Genomic DNA, 14,222 nt, shown 5'->3' on the forward strand with positions numbered 1-14,222 from the left:
ATGCGGATGACTAAGGTTCCACCGCAATTCGCATAGCGTCCGACCCAAAAACATGTAGCATTCGTGAGGCCCTTCAACTGAAGATTTGACCAAGAAGAGGAGCGTCTTTTGAATTTATCGACTCTTGCCACTGAGGCCGAAGCGCGAAATGCGCCTGTGCGTGCCGGGCTTATTGGCGCGGGAAAATTCGGCTCGATGTTCCTCAGCCAGGTGCCAACCATCCAAGGCCTTGAGGTTAGCGCGATTGCTGATCTGGACGTGCCTCGCGCCAAGGCAGCGTGTGAGACGGTGGGTTGGTCGCCTGAGCGGATCGCGGCCACGTCGTTCGAGGAAGATGGTGCAGCGCTTGCGGCACGGGATGATGTGGATGTCGTGATCGAAGCCACCGGCCATCCCCGCGCAGGCATCGCGCATGCGCGGGCCGCCATTAAGGCGGGCAAACATATCGTGATGGTCAATGTCGAAGCCGATGTTCTCGTCGGCCCGGTGCTGGCAGCAGAAGCCCGCGCGGCGGGTGTGGTCTATTCCATGGCCTACGGGGACCAGCCCGCGCTTGTGTCCGAAATGGTTGACTGGGCAAGATCCGCCGGGTTTTCCGTGGCCGCTGCGGGCAAAGGCACCAAGTACCTGCTCGCCTATCACTCGGTCACGCCTGACGAAGTTTGGGCGCATTACGGCCTCTCGCCCGAAGACGCCGCCGCGGCGGGCATGAACCCGCAAATGTTCAATTCCTTTCTCGACGGCACCAAAAGCGCCATTGAAATGGTCGCGATTGCCAATGCTTGCGGTCTTAACGTGCCGACCGATGGCCTCGCCTTTCCGCCCTGTGGTGTGGACGATCTTGCGCATGTGCTACGGCCCAAGGAGATGGGCGGGCACCTTGAAGGGCGCGGCATGGTCGAAACCATCTCGTCGGTCGAGCGCGATGGTCGCCCGGTTTTCAGAGACCTGCGTTGGGGTGTCTACGTGGTGCTGGAAGCGCCCAATGACTATGCCGCCGCGTGTTTTCGGCAGTACGGTCTTCCCACTGACGATACCGGGCGTTTTGCGGCCATGTACAAGCCCTTTCACCTGATTGGCTTGGAACTTTCGATTTCCGTGCTCAGCGCCGCCCTGCGGCGCGAACCAACCGGGCAATCACGTGAGATGCGCGGCACGGTGGCGGCCGTGGCCAAAAGGGATCTGAAGGCTGGTGAAATACTCGATGGCGAGGGCGGCTATACTGTCTGGGGCAAGGCGCAACCTGTTTCGCACGCGAAAGACACGCTACCCATTGGGCTTGCTCAAAATGTGACGCTTACGTGTGACGTAGCCCAGGGGTCCACATTACAAATGTCTGATGTAACGCTGGCCGATGATCCGGTGGTTACTCTGTATCGGCAAGCTTTGGGCGACTGATCCGTTTAAAGTTAGGCCCCCTAGGCCAGAGACACGTTTTCGCGCACTTCCAGGAACGACCAGATGGACCGTGTCAAACGATTGGAATGTTTGACGTTTCGATACATCCTGATCTCCAAATCAATGGTCCACTCCGGCTCTCCAGTGTGCACCAATAGTTTACTTTCCAGATCCGGGGCCACCAGGCTCTTGGGCAGCCAGGCAACCCCGTCACCGGCACGCGCCCGGATGCGCAGCGCACCACCCATGGAGTTCTCATAAACGGTGCGTAACCGTGAGTTCAGCCCATGCGATTTGAACAGGGTGTCAAGATGGTTGCCAATCGGCGCGACATCACGAAAGCGCAGGTAAGGCATCTCGATATTCGGCGTGTCGAACGCAAATAGCGGCTTGCCATCCACATCAGGTTTACAAACCGGGATCATCTGGTCATGTCCGATGAGGATGGATTGAAACGGTGCCGCTTCGGATTTGTTAAAACCCCGGTATGCAATCACGAAATCTGCCTCTCGCTCTTCGAGATCCCGCATACAATTCGGCAGATCATCCGCCCGCAGCCGTGACATGATGGGGCCGTACGCCTCTTCCAGTGACAGCAACCATGCGGGATAAAACCGCCAGCTGATTGAGTGCTGGGCGGCAAAAGTCACCACATATTTATCAGGCAATGATTGCGCCTCAAGGATTTGGCTGCGCTCCTGCTCAATCCTGGATAGGGCTTGTAGCCCAGCCTCAAGCATCTGTGTGCCTGCCTCTGTCAGACGCACAGGATGACGTGTTCGGTCTACAAGCGTTGCGCCGACCCAAGTCTCCAGTGCTTTGATCCGCCGGCTGAATGCCGGCTGGCTGAGATTGCTCAAAACAGCGGCCTGAGAAAAGTTGCCAGTCCGCTGCAAACGCTGAAGATCACGAAACAAAGATGTGTCCATCCAAGCATCGTAATGCAAATTTTGCATAATGTCATTCGAACATAACATTGGATGCATCACGGATAATGTTTCAGGCTTTGGCATCTAGATTCTATCAAGGGGGCAAGTGATGGCCGAGGCTGAAACGTTAGAGCGCAAGGCGTCGCGCATAGATTTTGATCGCTTTCCGCAGATCAAACTGTGCCATCGCCCAACACCCATCGAAGCAATGCCACGCATGTCGGAGCTTTTGGGTGGACCGCGCCTATTTATGAAGCGCGATGACTGCACCGGGCTCGCCACGGGCGGAAACAAAACCCGCAAGCTGGAGTTTCTGGTGGGCGAAGCGGTGCGTGACAATGCGGACATGCTGGTCACACAAGGCGCGGTGCAATCGAACCATGTCCGTCAAACTGCAGCCGCCGCTGCCAAGGTTGGTATGAAATGCCACGTGCTCTTGGAACGTCGAGTGCCGGATCGGGACGCATCCTACGAGGCAACCGGCAATGTGCTTCTTGATACCCTTTTTGGGGCCACGCATGAGTTCCGCCCCGCGGGACTTGATATGAATGCCGAAGCCAAGGCCGTAACCGAAACTCTGCGTGCCGAGGGACACAAACCATATTTCATTCCTGGTGGCGGCTCAAACGCAATAGGCGCTTTGGGCTACGCCAATTGCGCCCAAGAGATTGCCGACTACTCAAAAGAAACCGGTCAGTCCTTTGACTGGCTCGTGATGGGCACAGGCAGCACAGGCACCCAAGCCGGACTGGTGGCTGGGTTCCACGCGATTGGCCATGATCTGCCCGTGATGGGCGTCAGTGTCCGTCAGCCGCGCGAAAAGCAAATGAATGCTGTGCACGCCTTGACCCAAAAAACGCTCGAAAAACTAGGAGCGGGTAGCATCCCACTTAGCAAAATCCTTGTCGATGACGGGTATGTAGGAGAAGGCTACGGTATTCCCGCAGAGTCCACTTTAGAGGCAATTCACATAACCGCACGTCAAGAAGGCATCCTTCTTGACCCAGTTTATTCAGCCAAAGGTATGGCTGGCTTTATTGGTATGGCGCGAAGTGGTTTTTTCAAACCGACAGACAATGTGCTGTTTCTGCATACCGGCGGCGCTACAGCGCTGTTTGCGTATCAGGAGCAACTTGTCGCGTCCTTACAATGACCAGACGCCCTTCAAGGGCGCATCAACCAACAGAGGAGAAAACTATGACATCCAAACTGAAATCCCTCGGCTTTGCAGCCGCAGTCAGCATGCTGGCAATGCCTGCGCTGGCTGCAGAAGAGGTCAAAATCGGCGTGCCGTCCTGGACCGGCGCGCAGGCTATTGCGCATGTGCTGGGCGAAGTTGTGACCTCGCGCATTGGCGGCAAAGTTGAATATGTGCCCGGCAACAACGCCACGATTTTCCAGGCGATGGATCAGGGTAAGGGTGATATCGACGTGCATCCCGACGTCTGGCTGCCCAACCAGGAAAGCTTTACCAAGAAATATGTGGATGAGGCCGGCACTGTGACGCTGTCGTCCAACCCATATGAGGGAAATCAGGGTTTCTGTGTTTCCAAAGACTTCGGCGAAGCCAACAACATCACAGATATTGCCGATCTGGGCCGTCCTGATGTGGCCGCACTTATGGACAGCGATGGAAACGGCAAAGGTGAAATGTGGATCGGCGCGCCGGGCTGGGCTTCTGCCAACGTGAATGAAGTCAAAGTACGGGACTACGGCCTGTTGGACTTCGTTGAGCCTGTTCGTGCGGAGGAAAGCGTAAAAACCGCGCGTATCAAGGACAGCATCGCCAAGGGCGAAGGCTATGCCTTCTACTGCTACAAGCCCCATGCGGTCTGGTTCCAGTTCGACGTCAAAATGCTCAGCGAACCAACATTTGACCCAGAAAAATACGTGATGGTTCAGCCGTCAGACGATGCAGATTGGTATGAGAAATCCAGCGTCGCGACAAAAGATGCTCTGAAAAACGTTCAGATCGCTTGGTCCAACTCACTTGGGGATCGCTCTCCGGCCATTGCTGAGTTCTTTTCGAACTTCCAACTGAATGCGGATGATGTCAGCGCCTTGGCCTATGACATCAGTGCGAATGGCACAGACCCCGCGGATGCGGCAAAGAAATGGATCGAAGAGAATTCGGACCGCGTGGACGGCTGGTTGGGTCTCTAAGACAATTGTTTCAAAACATGTTGCCAGCACCGGTTGCCTGTCGGTGCTGGCACACCTGAGCACCTGCAGGACATCTCCCCAATGACCGATGAAACCGTCATAGAAATCTCCAATGTCTGGAAGATTTTTGGCTCCAAACCCGAACAAGCTTTGGAAGCTATCCAAACACGCGGGCTGAGCAAGGCTGAGGTTCTGGCAGAGTTCAACGCTGTTGTTGGTGTGGCAGATGTGAGCCTAGAAGTGAAGCGCGGCGAAATCTTCTGCATCATGGGCCTTTCGGGCAGCGGCAAGTCAACGCTTGTGCGCCACTTCAACCGGCTTTTGGAGCCAACCGCCGGCAAGATTGAAATTGAGGGCACCGATGTGATGGCCCTCGGGCCGAAACAGCTTCAGCAGTTTCGAAACCAAAAAATCGGTATGGTCTTTCAGAACTTCGCGCTGATGCCGCACCGGTCAGTGCTCGACAACGTGGCGATGCCGATGGAGATCCGGCAAGTTGCCAAAAATGAACGGATGCGCCAGGCCGCCGCCATCCTCGATATTGTTGAACTAGGCGCCTGGGGCTCCAAATTTGCCCATGAGCTTTCGGGCGGGATGCAGCAACGTGTCGGTCTGGCACGGGCTTTGGCGGCCAACCCTGACGTTTTGTTGATGGACGAGCCTTTCTCAGCGCTTGACCCCCTCATTCGGCGACAGTTGCAGGATGAGTTCATCCGTCTGAGCAAAATTCTGAAGAAGACGACGATTTTCATCACCCATGATCTCGACGAGGCCGTGCGCATCGGCGATCGCATCGCGATCATGCGCGATGGCAAGATGGTGCAAATTGGCACGGCGGAAGACATTGTGATGCATCCCGCGGATGACTACGTAGCCGATTTTGTCGCTGGAATTTCCCGCCTGAAAGTCGTGCATGCCCATGCAGTAATGCAACCGGTTGACGTGCATGTTGCTGCAAATGGACCTGTGGCGGCCGATGCTCCGCGCGTGGATGAGGCAGAAACGCTCAGCAATCTGATCAACCTCGCGATAGACAATGACACCCCAATTGTCGTGCGCGCTGAGGGCAAGGACGTGGGTGTCATCACCCGCGCGGATCTGCTGCGCACTGTGATCGAAGGGACGGAAGTATCATGACCGACACAACCGATCTTGGGGTGAACCCGCTTGAAGATACCGAGAGCGAGGCGGCGCTGGCCTATGCCGAGGAGCGCCGCGAAAACATTCGCACCTTCGTGCGCACCAGCCCGGACTACTACATCCGGATGTTCGACAAGATCGGCGCATCAGCCAAGTTTACCGCAACATTCAATGCGATGGCAGGTCTTTTTGGTCCAATTTGGTTTGGGGCGCGTGGGCTGTGGAGTTGGGCACTGCCCTTCCTTATCCTCGAGGCTTTGGGTTTTGTACAAATTGCGCGCGGTTTGTTTGGTGATCTTGCCTCTGAAGCCACGGCGCGAATCCAATCCATCGAAGGCACATTGGAATTGCGCCGCGAGCAACTCGCCGCTGCGATAGCAGAACAATCGGATCGTGTGGACGCTTATCAACGCGCTGTAGACGCCTTGGAAGCAAGTATTGACGGGTTTAGAGATGAAGCCGCAGCTCTTGCAGAACAAGGGACCACTATAGCGCTCACAGGCGTTGCCATCTTGATCATTGTAAAACTGGTGCAGGCCTTTGTTGCCAACTGGGCGCTTGAGGCACGGTTTTCTGACTGGCTTTCAGACCGCAGCATCCGTTCCGGTCTGCCTGTTGCGCAAATCGTGTTCAGCGCAGTTTTCATGTTCCTTATCGTTGCGACGGCTATGGTGCATTACAGTTTCCCAGGTCATTATTCTCTTCTTACGGCCTTTCCGACCGATCCTAATATACGCCTGACCGGTATCACCTGGGTTGAAGACTTCATTGCATTCTGCGTTCGCAACAGCGAAGCGTTCTTTGACGGGTTAACCTTTGGCATCCGCACGCTCCTTGATGCTTTGGAAGTTATCCTTGTCCAAACCCCCTGGATCGTGATCGCCAGCCTGATCATCCTTTTGACCTGGCTCACGGCGGGCGTGCGTACTGCAATTTATTCAGGCGCTTTTCTCGCCTATATGGGCCTGCTGGGTTTTTGGGAGGCGGCGATGACGACACTGGCATTGCTGGGAACAGCCGCGTGCCTGTCGATTGTGATCGGGATCCCATTGGGGATGTTCGCCGCACGACGTCCACGGTTTTATGCCTTTATCCAGCCCATTATGGACTTCATGCAGACGATGCCAGCCTTCGTCTTCATGGTCCCTGTCATTGCGTTCTTCGGGGTCGGCAAACCTGCGGCCGTGGTCGTGACCATGATTTTTGGCGGAACTCCGGTGGTGCGTCTTACCGTTCTTGGCCTGCGCGGCGTGCCTGAAAGTGTGCGCGAAGCGGCGATCAGTTTCGGGGCCAACAAATGGTATCTTCTAACCAAGGTTGATCTGCCCCTGGCCAGCCCCTCGATCCGCGCCGGAATAAACCAGACTATCATGCTCTCACTGGCGATGGTTGTTGTGGCTTCTCTGATCGGCGCGAAGGGTCTGGGTGAGGACGTCTTGGAAGCGTTGCAATATGCCAATGTCGGCCAGGGCATCCTCGCCGGGTTCTCAATTCTCTTCTGCGCCATGATCCTGGATCGTATCGTACAGGGTCAACGCAAGTGACACCGCTGGTCTTTGTTCATGGTTTCATGGGCGGCAGCGATCAGTGGCAAAAGCAAGATACGCTTGGGGTGGGTCGGGACTTAATCCGCGTCGACCTTCCAGGTTTTGGTAAAAACGCGCATCTGCCGCCCGTAAACTCAATTGCGGACTTCGCGAACTGGGTTTTGAGTGAGATCACCGTTGAGCGGTTCGACCTGCTGGGTCACTCGATGGGCGGCATGATCGTACAAGAAATGGTGCGTCGCGCACCAGAGCGCGTCGAACGATTGATATTGTATGGCACGGGTGCCGTCGGTGTGTTGCCCGGTCGCTTCGAGCCAATAGAAACATCCATGCATCGCGCCAAAGACGAAGGTGCGAATGCCACAGCACGCCGAATTGCAGCCACATGGTTTCTGCAGCGGGAAAAGGCAGAGCCTTATCCCGAATGCGCGGCCATTGCCGAAGCCAGTACACTTCCGGCCATCCTGGCAGGGCTTGAGGCGATGCAAAACTGGTCCGGAGTGGACCACCTGCCACAGATTGCCTGCCCCACATTGATTGTCTGGGGTGATAGTGACCGCACCTACGCGTGGCCGCAAATTGAACAGCTGTGGCAGGACATTCCGACATCCAATCTCGCTGTCATTCCAAACGCCGCGCATGCCGTCCACATGGAACGTCCTCGGCTCTTCAACCAATTGATTGAAGGGTTTCTGGCACACGCTTAAGCCTATAAGCCTCGCAGCGAGAGCGGCCATGTCACGTCGACACATGCTTGCGTCAGGCTGGCTCAAGACGAATCGAAAACGCTCCGTAGCTTGATGCAAAACCCGGAACAGGCGCGCTCAAATGCGCTCCGACCGTTGGAAATACCCTTAAAAATTTGATGTTAGACCAAAAAGTTTAGTTTTTGCGTGACATCCCGGGCAACTTTAGCGACGCTTTTGGAACAAACGACGCGCAGAAGCGCGCGATTGATTAGGGAGACCTCATGATGCACATGAAATTTATCGGTGGCATGGTTGCTGCCGCGACGATTGCCTTTGGTGGCGCCGCCATCGCGCAAGACAAATTTATCTCAATCGGCACCGGCGGTGTGACGGGCGTTTACTATCCGACCGGCGGTGCAATCTGCCGTCTGGTGAACCGCGACCGCAAAGAGCACGGCATCCGCTGTGCGGTGGAATCCACAGGCGGTTCTGTCTACAACATCAACACGATCAAGGCCGGTGAGCTGGAATTCGGCGTGGCCCAGTCCGACTGGCAGTATCACGCATTCAACGGAACGTCGAAATTCGAAGACAATCCGTTCCCGGACGTCCGGGCGATGTTCTCAGTCCACCCAGAACCCTTTACGCTTCTGGTGCGTGGGGACAGTGGCATTGAGTCTTTTGAAGGCTTGAAAGGCAAGCGTGTCAATGTCGGCAACCCCGGTTCTGGTCAACGCGCCACGATGGAAGTGGTGATGGAAGCTTTTGGCATGGGCATAGACGACTTTGCCCTGGCAACCGAGTACAAGGGCTCGGAGATGGCCAAACAGATCTGCGACAACAACATCGACGCAATGATCTATACCATTGGTCATCCGGCTGCTGCGATTAAGGAAGCCACGACCACCTGCGATGTGAAACTCGTCTCAGTCACTGGTGATGCTATCGACGCGTTGGTTGCAGATAACCCATACTACCGTGTCGCAACAATTCCGGCGGGCATGTATGCCGGTACGGATACGGACACCACGACATTCGGTGTGGGTGCAACTTTTGTGACATCTGCCGAAGTCCCAGAGGACGTGGCCTATGTGGTCGCCAAGGCTGTGATGGCCAATCTGGAAGATTTCCGTGGCCTGCACCCGGCATTTGCCAATCTCGACGCCAAGCAGATGATCAGCGACGGCCTGTCAGCTCCGCTGCATCCAGGTGCCGAGAAAGCCTACAAAGAGCTGGGCTTGATGGAATAAGAGACATCGCAAAGATGTCCTAAAATCAGCGCCAGCGTATCCTCCGATGCGCTGGCGTTTTTGCTTAAAAAATAAGACCAAGAGGGACCAGAGGGATGACAGACGCAGCGAATAAATCTGCCGAAGATATGGTCGCAGAGGCCGATACCGGCGCCCGCAATGCCGGACCGTTTGCTAAAAAGCTTATCTTTGCGCTCTGTATCACATGGTCCCTGTTTCATCTCTATATTGCATCGAAGGTCCCGGGCGTCTTGGCGCAGGTCACAGGTGTCAGTGAGTTTGCCAATATCGTCGCGCAAGCACGCTACATTCACCTCGCCTTTGCCATCAGCCTTGCCACACTAGCGTTCCCGATTTTCGGTCACAGAGATCGCATACCGATCTATGACTGGATTCTGATGGTTCTCGGCATTGCCTCCTGTCTCTATCTGGTTGTTTTCCGCTTCGAGATTGCTGACCGGCCCGGGCTCTGGACCACGACCGACATCGTGATGTCCGGCATTGGCATGTGCGTGCTGATGGTTGCGGTGTTCCGATCTCTTGGCCTGCCTCTTGTCATCATTGCATCCGCTTTTCTCGCCTTGGCTTTCTTTGGCGGATATTCGGAATGGGTTGGCAGCGTGACCAACTACGGCGGCGCATCTTTTGCCAAGGCGATGGGCCATTACTGGATGCAAACCGAAGGCGTCTTTGGCGTGGCTTTGGGTGTCTCCACGACAATGATTTTCCTCTTCGTGCTTTTTGGCGCCCTGCTTGAAAAGGCAGGGGGCGGCAACTGGTTCATCAAGGTGGCCATTGCCCTGCTGGGCGCACTTCGCGGCGGCCCGGCCAAAGCTGCGGTTTTGTCTTCCATGATGACCGGCATGATCTCTGGCTCCTCTATCGCCAACACAGTTACGACGGGCACGTTCACCATCCCTTTGATGAAACGTATTGGCTTTGCCCCGGAAAAGGCGGGCGCGGTCGAAGTGGCTTCTTCGACAAATGGTCAGCTTACGCCGCCCGTGATGGGGGCTGCTGCCTTCCTGATGGTTGAGTATGTGAACATTCCCTACATAGAAGTCATCAAACACGCCTTCCTTCCGGCCGTGATCTCGTACATTGCGCTGCTGTACATCGTGCATCTGGAAAGCCTGAAGATGAACCTGCAGGGCCTGAAAAAGCCCGGACGTCATATTGGTGTGATCCTGATCCTTGTTCTCTTCCTCACCGGCTTTTTGGCTATGGCGGCTATCACCTTCTTGGTGGTCGGTTTTCGCGCAATGCTGGAACCGATGATGCCGGGCGCGACGGTTTACCCTGCCCTTGTACTTCTCTTGGTGGCCTATCTGGCGCTGGTTTACGTGGCATCGAAATTCCCAGACGTGGTCGTGGATGACCCCAACAGCCAAGTTGTAGAGGCCCCTCGCCTGACGCCAACATTTCTAGGTGGTGCATACTACGCGTTACCGATCTTCGTGCTGGTCTGGAACCTGATGGTGCGAACTGAAGATCTGGATCGTTTGTCTCCTGCCCTCTCGGCGTTTTGGGCGACGATTGTCATGATCATCGTGGCTTTAACCCACCGCCCCTTGAAAGCAATGTTCCGCGGTGGTGCGGACAACTTCTCTACTCAAACACTGACCAGTTGGTGGGATTTTGTGGCAGGCCTCGAAAGTGGCGCACGCAACATGATCGGGATTGGTGTCGCCACGGGTGCCGCAGGTATCATTGTCGGTACGATCTCCTTGACCGGCGCGCACCAGATTATTGGCCAGGTCATTGAGACCATTGCAGGTGGTAACCTGATGATCCTCTTGGTGCTTGTGGCGGTTCTGTCGCTTATCCTTGGGATGGGCCTGCCGACCACGGCGAACTACATCGTGGTCTCGTCGCTTATGGCTCCGGTGATCGTGTCCGTGGGCGCGCAATCTGGTCTGATTGTTCCGCTGATCGCTGTGCACCTCTTTGTGTTCTATTTTGGGATCCTGGCAGATGATACGCCGCCCGTTGGGCTCGCCGCCTATGCGGCGGCGGCCATATCACGCGGGGACCCGATCAAAACCGGCATCGTGGGCTTCAGCTATGACATCCGAACGGCACTCTTGCCCTTTATGTTCATCTTCAACACAGACTTGCTGCTGATTGATGTGGGACCAGCGAAGGCGGTGCTGGTGTTCTTTGTCTCGCTCATCGCCATGCTTGTCTTTGCCGCAGTGACCCAGGGCTACTTCATTGCAAAGTCGCGCAAATGGGAATCCGTGGTCATGATGCTTGTTGTCTTCATGCTCTTCCGGCCAGACTTCTTCTTGGACCAATGGCAGGAGAAATATCGTGAAACCACCGGTCCCGCCGCTCTTGCTGCGCTGGAAGACCTCCCAGTGGGCGGCTCGGCACGCTTGCGCGTGTCCGCCCCTGATTTCGACACAGGCGTGGTCGGCACCATAACACTTGCCTACACTGCCGAAGCGGAAGGCACTGCGCTTGAAAGGCTCGATGCGGTGGGTCTTACGGTGATCGAAGACGGTGACATCCTGACATTGGAAGAACCCTTCCCCGGCACGAAGTATTTCGATCAGTTGGGCAATGACTACGACTTCTACGGTGATGCACCTGCCCAAATCGAGGCCGTCGCGGTCGAAAACGAGCGCATGCCGAAGGAAATCTTCTTCATTCCTGCTCTTTTGTTGCTTCTGGTGATTGTCGCCATTCAACGCCCGCGCGCTACGCAACCCGCATTTTGAGGAGGAAAAGACATGTTCAAGAAGGTTCTTATTCCGGTTGACCTCAACGTGGCCGGAGACGCGCAAAGACTGTTGTCGCGGGCCAAACCCCTGGTGGAGCCTTGGGGCAGCGAACTTCACGTGGTAACTGTGATCCCACATGTGGGGATGGCCATCGTCGGCTCGTATTTCGACGAAAATTTCGAGTCCGAAAGCCGAAAGGAAGCAGCCAAACAATTGGCCTCAGAAGTATCGGCCGCTGGATTCGAAGCGCAGCAAGATGTGCTAACTGGTAAAATCTATGATTGCGTTATTGCCAAAGCCAATGCGATCGATGCCGATTTGATTATCATCGGAGCCCATCAACCCGAGCTGCGCGAATACCTCCTGGGGTCCAACGCAGCACGCGTGGTGCGGCACTCTAAACAATCCGTTTTGGTGGTTCGCGGTGACTAGGCGCGTTGACATAAAATTAGAAAATGGCCGCGTTGCTTGCAGAAAAGCTTAATTGCTCGAATTTTGAACCCATCCTTTGGAATTTCCAAAGGAACACAGAAGTTTTTCTTTGAGGAAATAAGCTAAAGGGTAGCCCGGTGCGGTTTTCGTCTGCTAAGCTCCTTTGCAAGACGGCTCAATGTGTGGCCGCCTTTTAGGGGAAACCAAAAAAGGGCTTACAGCCTGAAAAAATCAACGCAACGCTTGAACGTTGCGGCACATAAAAATCCAACACCAGGGAGAATAGAACATGTCTGATATGAAGAAAAATGATCCGCGTTATGGGTCTTTGTCTCATGGGGACGAGCAACAGCTTTTTGAAATGATCAAACGTGGCGCAAGCCGGCGCGATGTCCTGAAATACTTCATGGCGTCCGGAGCAACGCTTGCTGCCTCAGGTGTACTCTTCGGCAGCGCAACCAAGGCCTTTGCCGAAACACCGAAAATGGGCGGACGTCTGATCATGGCCGGGGACCAGCATGGCCCCAATGATACACTTGATCCGGCTCTTTTCACGTCGGCAGTCGATTACTTCCGGGGTCGGATGTATTACGGCTCGCTCACGCGTTTGACGGACGAGCTTGGTTATGAGCCTGAATTGGCAGAGGAAGTTTTGTCCAACGACGACGCCACTGAGTGGACTTTCAAGCTTCGCAAAGGCGTCGAATTCCACGATGGCAAATCGCTCACAGCGGATGACGTGATTTACACTATGAACCGTCATCTTGGCGAAGAGTCAGTCTCTAAGGCCGCGTCGCTTGTGACGATGGTCGACCGTTGGGAAAAAGTGAACGACCACGAGGTGAAAGCCGTTCTCAACTCACCCAATGCAGACCTGCCCATTGCGCTTGGCACGTTCCATTTCAAAATCCTGCAAGAGGGCACAACTGACTTCTCGACCGCTGTGGGCACTGGCCCCTACAAGGTCAAGGAATTCGCGCCCGGCGTCCGCACCATCGGCACCCGGTTTGAAAACTTCTGGGGCGAAGGTGGCTACCTCGATGAGCTGGAGCACTACGGCATCGGCGACTCTACGTCCCGTCTCAACGCGTTCCTTGCCGGCGACGTCGACGCAATGGTCAACCTGCCACCAAAAGCGATTGATCAGGTGCAGGGCACGGACGGCAAAGATATCTGGTCGCTCCAGGCTGGTGCCTATGTCAACATCACACCGCGTCTGGACATGGAGCAATCGTCCAACCAGCACATGTGGCAAGCGATGCAGCTTCTGCAGGACCGTCAGCGCCTGCTGAAAGGTGTCCTCAAAGGTCAGGGCTCTCTCGGCAACGACCAACCGATCAACGCAGCCTATTTCGACCACTGCCCCGACATCCCGCAACGGGAACTCGACCCAGAGAAAGCCAAGTGGCACTGGGAGCAGTCGGGCATCGGTTCAACGCCAGTTCCGGTCGTGGCGGCCGAAGTGGCACCGGGTGCAGTTGAGCAATGTCTCTTCATGCAGCGCGAAGGTCAGAAAATTGGCGCAAACTTCGACGTCAAGAAGGTGACAACCGACGGATACTGGGGCGCTGTGTGGCTCAAGGAGCCGATCTGCGTGGCCTCCTGGAACATGCGTCCAACCGCCAACATCATGATGACGCTGGCCTTTGAAGGCTCGGCAGCCTGGAACGAAACTCGTTGGAACAACGACAATTTCAACCAGCTTCTGGTGGATGTGCGTGGCGAAACCGATCCGGATGCACGGCGTCAGAAATATTGCGACCTGCAAACCATGATCCACGAGGAAAATGGCATGTCGCTTCCGGTGCACCGCAACTACGTGGATGCCGCCGCCAGCTATGTGAAAGGCCGCTCAAACGTGCCTCTCAACAACTTTGGCGGCGCGGAATCGCCTGTCACTTTGTGGCGCGACGCCTAAGCGCGCCCGTTGGTTTGTGACCCTGCTTTT

Annotated in this window: 11 protein-coding genes; 10 read left to right on the forward strand and 1 reads right to left on the reverse strand. The window is 55.5% G+C overall.

The genetic code is table 11. The features are described 5' to 3' along the window. The first annotated feature begins 108 nt into the window (after positions 1-108). Positions 109-1,398 carry an NAD(P)H-dependent oxidoreductase gene (locus RZS32_RS01700; protein ID WP_317055307.1) on the forward strand — a complete coding sequence of 430 codons (1,290 nt, stop codon included), beginning with the start codon at positions 109-111 and terminating at the stop codon, positions 1,396-1,398. Between the two features lie 20 nt (positions 1,399-1,418). Here RZS32_RS01700 and RZS32_RS01705 read toward each other — a convergent pair whose 3' ends face one another. After that, positions 1,419-2,327 carry a LysR substrate-binding domain-containing protein gene (locus tag RZS32_RS01705; protein WP_317055308.1) on the reverse strand — a complete coding sequence of 303 codons (909 nt, stop codon included), beginning with the start codon at positions 2,325-2,327 and terminating at the stop codon, positions 1,419-1,421. Between the two features lie 109 nt (positions 2,328-2,436). Between RZS32_RS01705 and RZS32_RS01710 the strand changes: the two genes are divergently transcribed. The 9 genes from RZS32_RS01710 to RZS32_RS01750 all read left to right on the forward strand — a co-directional run bounded on the left by RZS32_RS01710 (position 2,437) and on the right by RZS32_RS01750 (position 14,192). Continuing rightward, positions 2,437-3,480, forward strand: a complete 1,044-nt coding sequence (locus tag RZS32_RS01710) for a D-cysteine desulfhydrase (RefSeq protein WP_317055309.1) — start codon at positions 2,437-2,439, stop codon at positions 3,478-3,480. A 44-nt stretch (positions 3,481-3,524) separates the two neighbouring features. Beyond that, on the forward strand, positions 3,525-4,490 hold the full coding sequence (locus RZS32_RS01715) for a glycine betaine ABC transporter substrate-binding protein (protein ID WP_317055310.1): 966 nt from the start codon (positions 3,525-3,527) through the stop codon (positions 4,488-4,490). Between the two features lie 81 nt (positions 4,491-4,571). Continuing rightward, positions 4,572-5,627 (forward strand): quaternary amine ABC transporter ATP-binding protein, encoded by a 1,056-nt coding sequence (locus RZS32_RS01720; RefSeq protein ID WP_317055311.1) that lies wholly within the window; start codon positions 4,572-4,574, stop codon positions 5,625-5,627. Then, positions 5,624-7,174 (forward strand): ABC transporter permease subunit, encoded by a 1,551-nt coding sequence (locus RZS32_RS01725; RefSeq protein WP_317055312.1) that lies wholly within the window; start codon positions 5,624-5,626, stop codon positions 7,172-7,174. Before RZS32_RS01720 ends, RZS32_RS01725 begins: the two co-directional genes overlap by 4 nt. Further along, complete coding sequence (locus RZS32_RS01730; protein WP_317055313.1) at positions 7,171-7,884, forward strand: alpha/beta fold hydrolase; 714 nt, start codon at positions 7,171-7,173, stop codon at positions 7,882-7,884. Before RZS32_RS01725 ends, RZS32_RS01730 begins: the two co-directional genes overlap by 4 nt. A gap of 266 nt (positions 7,885-8,150) precedes the next feature. After that, on the forward strand, positions 8,151-9,116 hold the full coding sequence (locus RZS32_RS01735) for a TAXI family TRAP transporter solute-binding subunit (protein ID WP_317057833.1): 966 nt from the start codon (positions 8,151-8,153) through the stop codon (positions 9,114-9,116). A gap of 95 nt (positions 9,117-9,211) precedes the next feature. Beyond that, complete coding sequence (locus RZS32_RS01740) at positions 9,212-11,839, forward strand: TRAP transporter permease (RefSeq protein WP_317055314.1); 2,628 nt, start codon at positions 9,212-9,214, stop codon at positions 11,837-11,839. 12 nt (positions 11,840-11,851) lie between these two features. After that, positions 11,852-12,274: a universal stress protein gene (locus RZS32_RS01745; protein WP_317055315.1), complete on the forward strand. Its 423-nt coding sequence runs from the start codon at positions 11,852-11,854 to the stop codon at positions 12,272-12,274. 289 nt (positions 12,275-12,563) lie between these two features. After that, positions 12,564-14,192: an ABC transporter substrate-binding protein gene (locus RZS32_RS01750; RefSeq protein WP_317055316.1), complete on the forward strand. Its 1,629-nt coding sequence runs from the start codon at positions 12,564-12,566 to the stop codon at positions 14,190-14,192. Positions 14,193-14,222 lie beyond the last annotated feature (30 nt).

This window comes from Roseovarius sp. W115 (assembly GCF_032842945.2).
In the GTDB taxonomy this organism is placed as follows: Bacteria; Pseudomonadota; Alphaproteobacteria; order Rhodobacterales; family Rhodobacteraceae; genus Roseovarius; species Roseovarius rhodophyticola.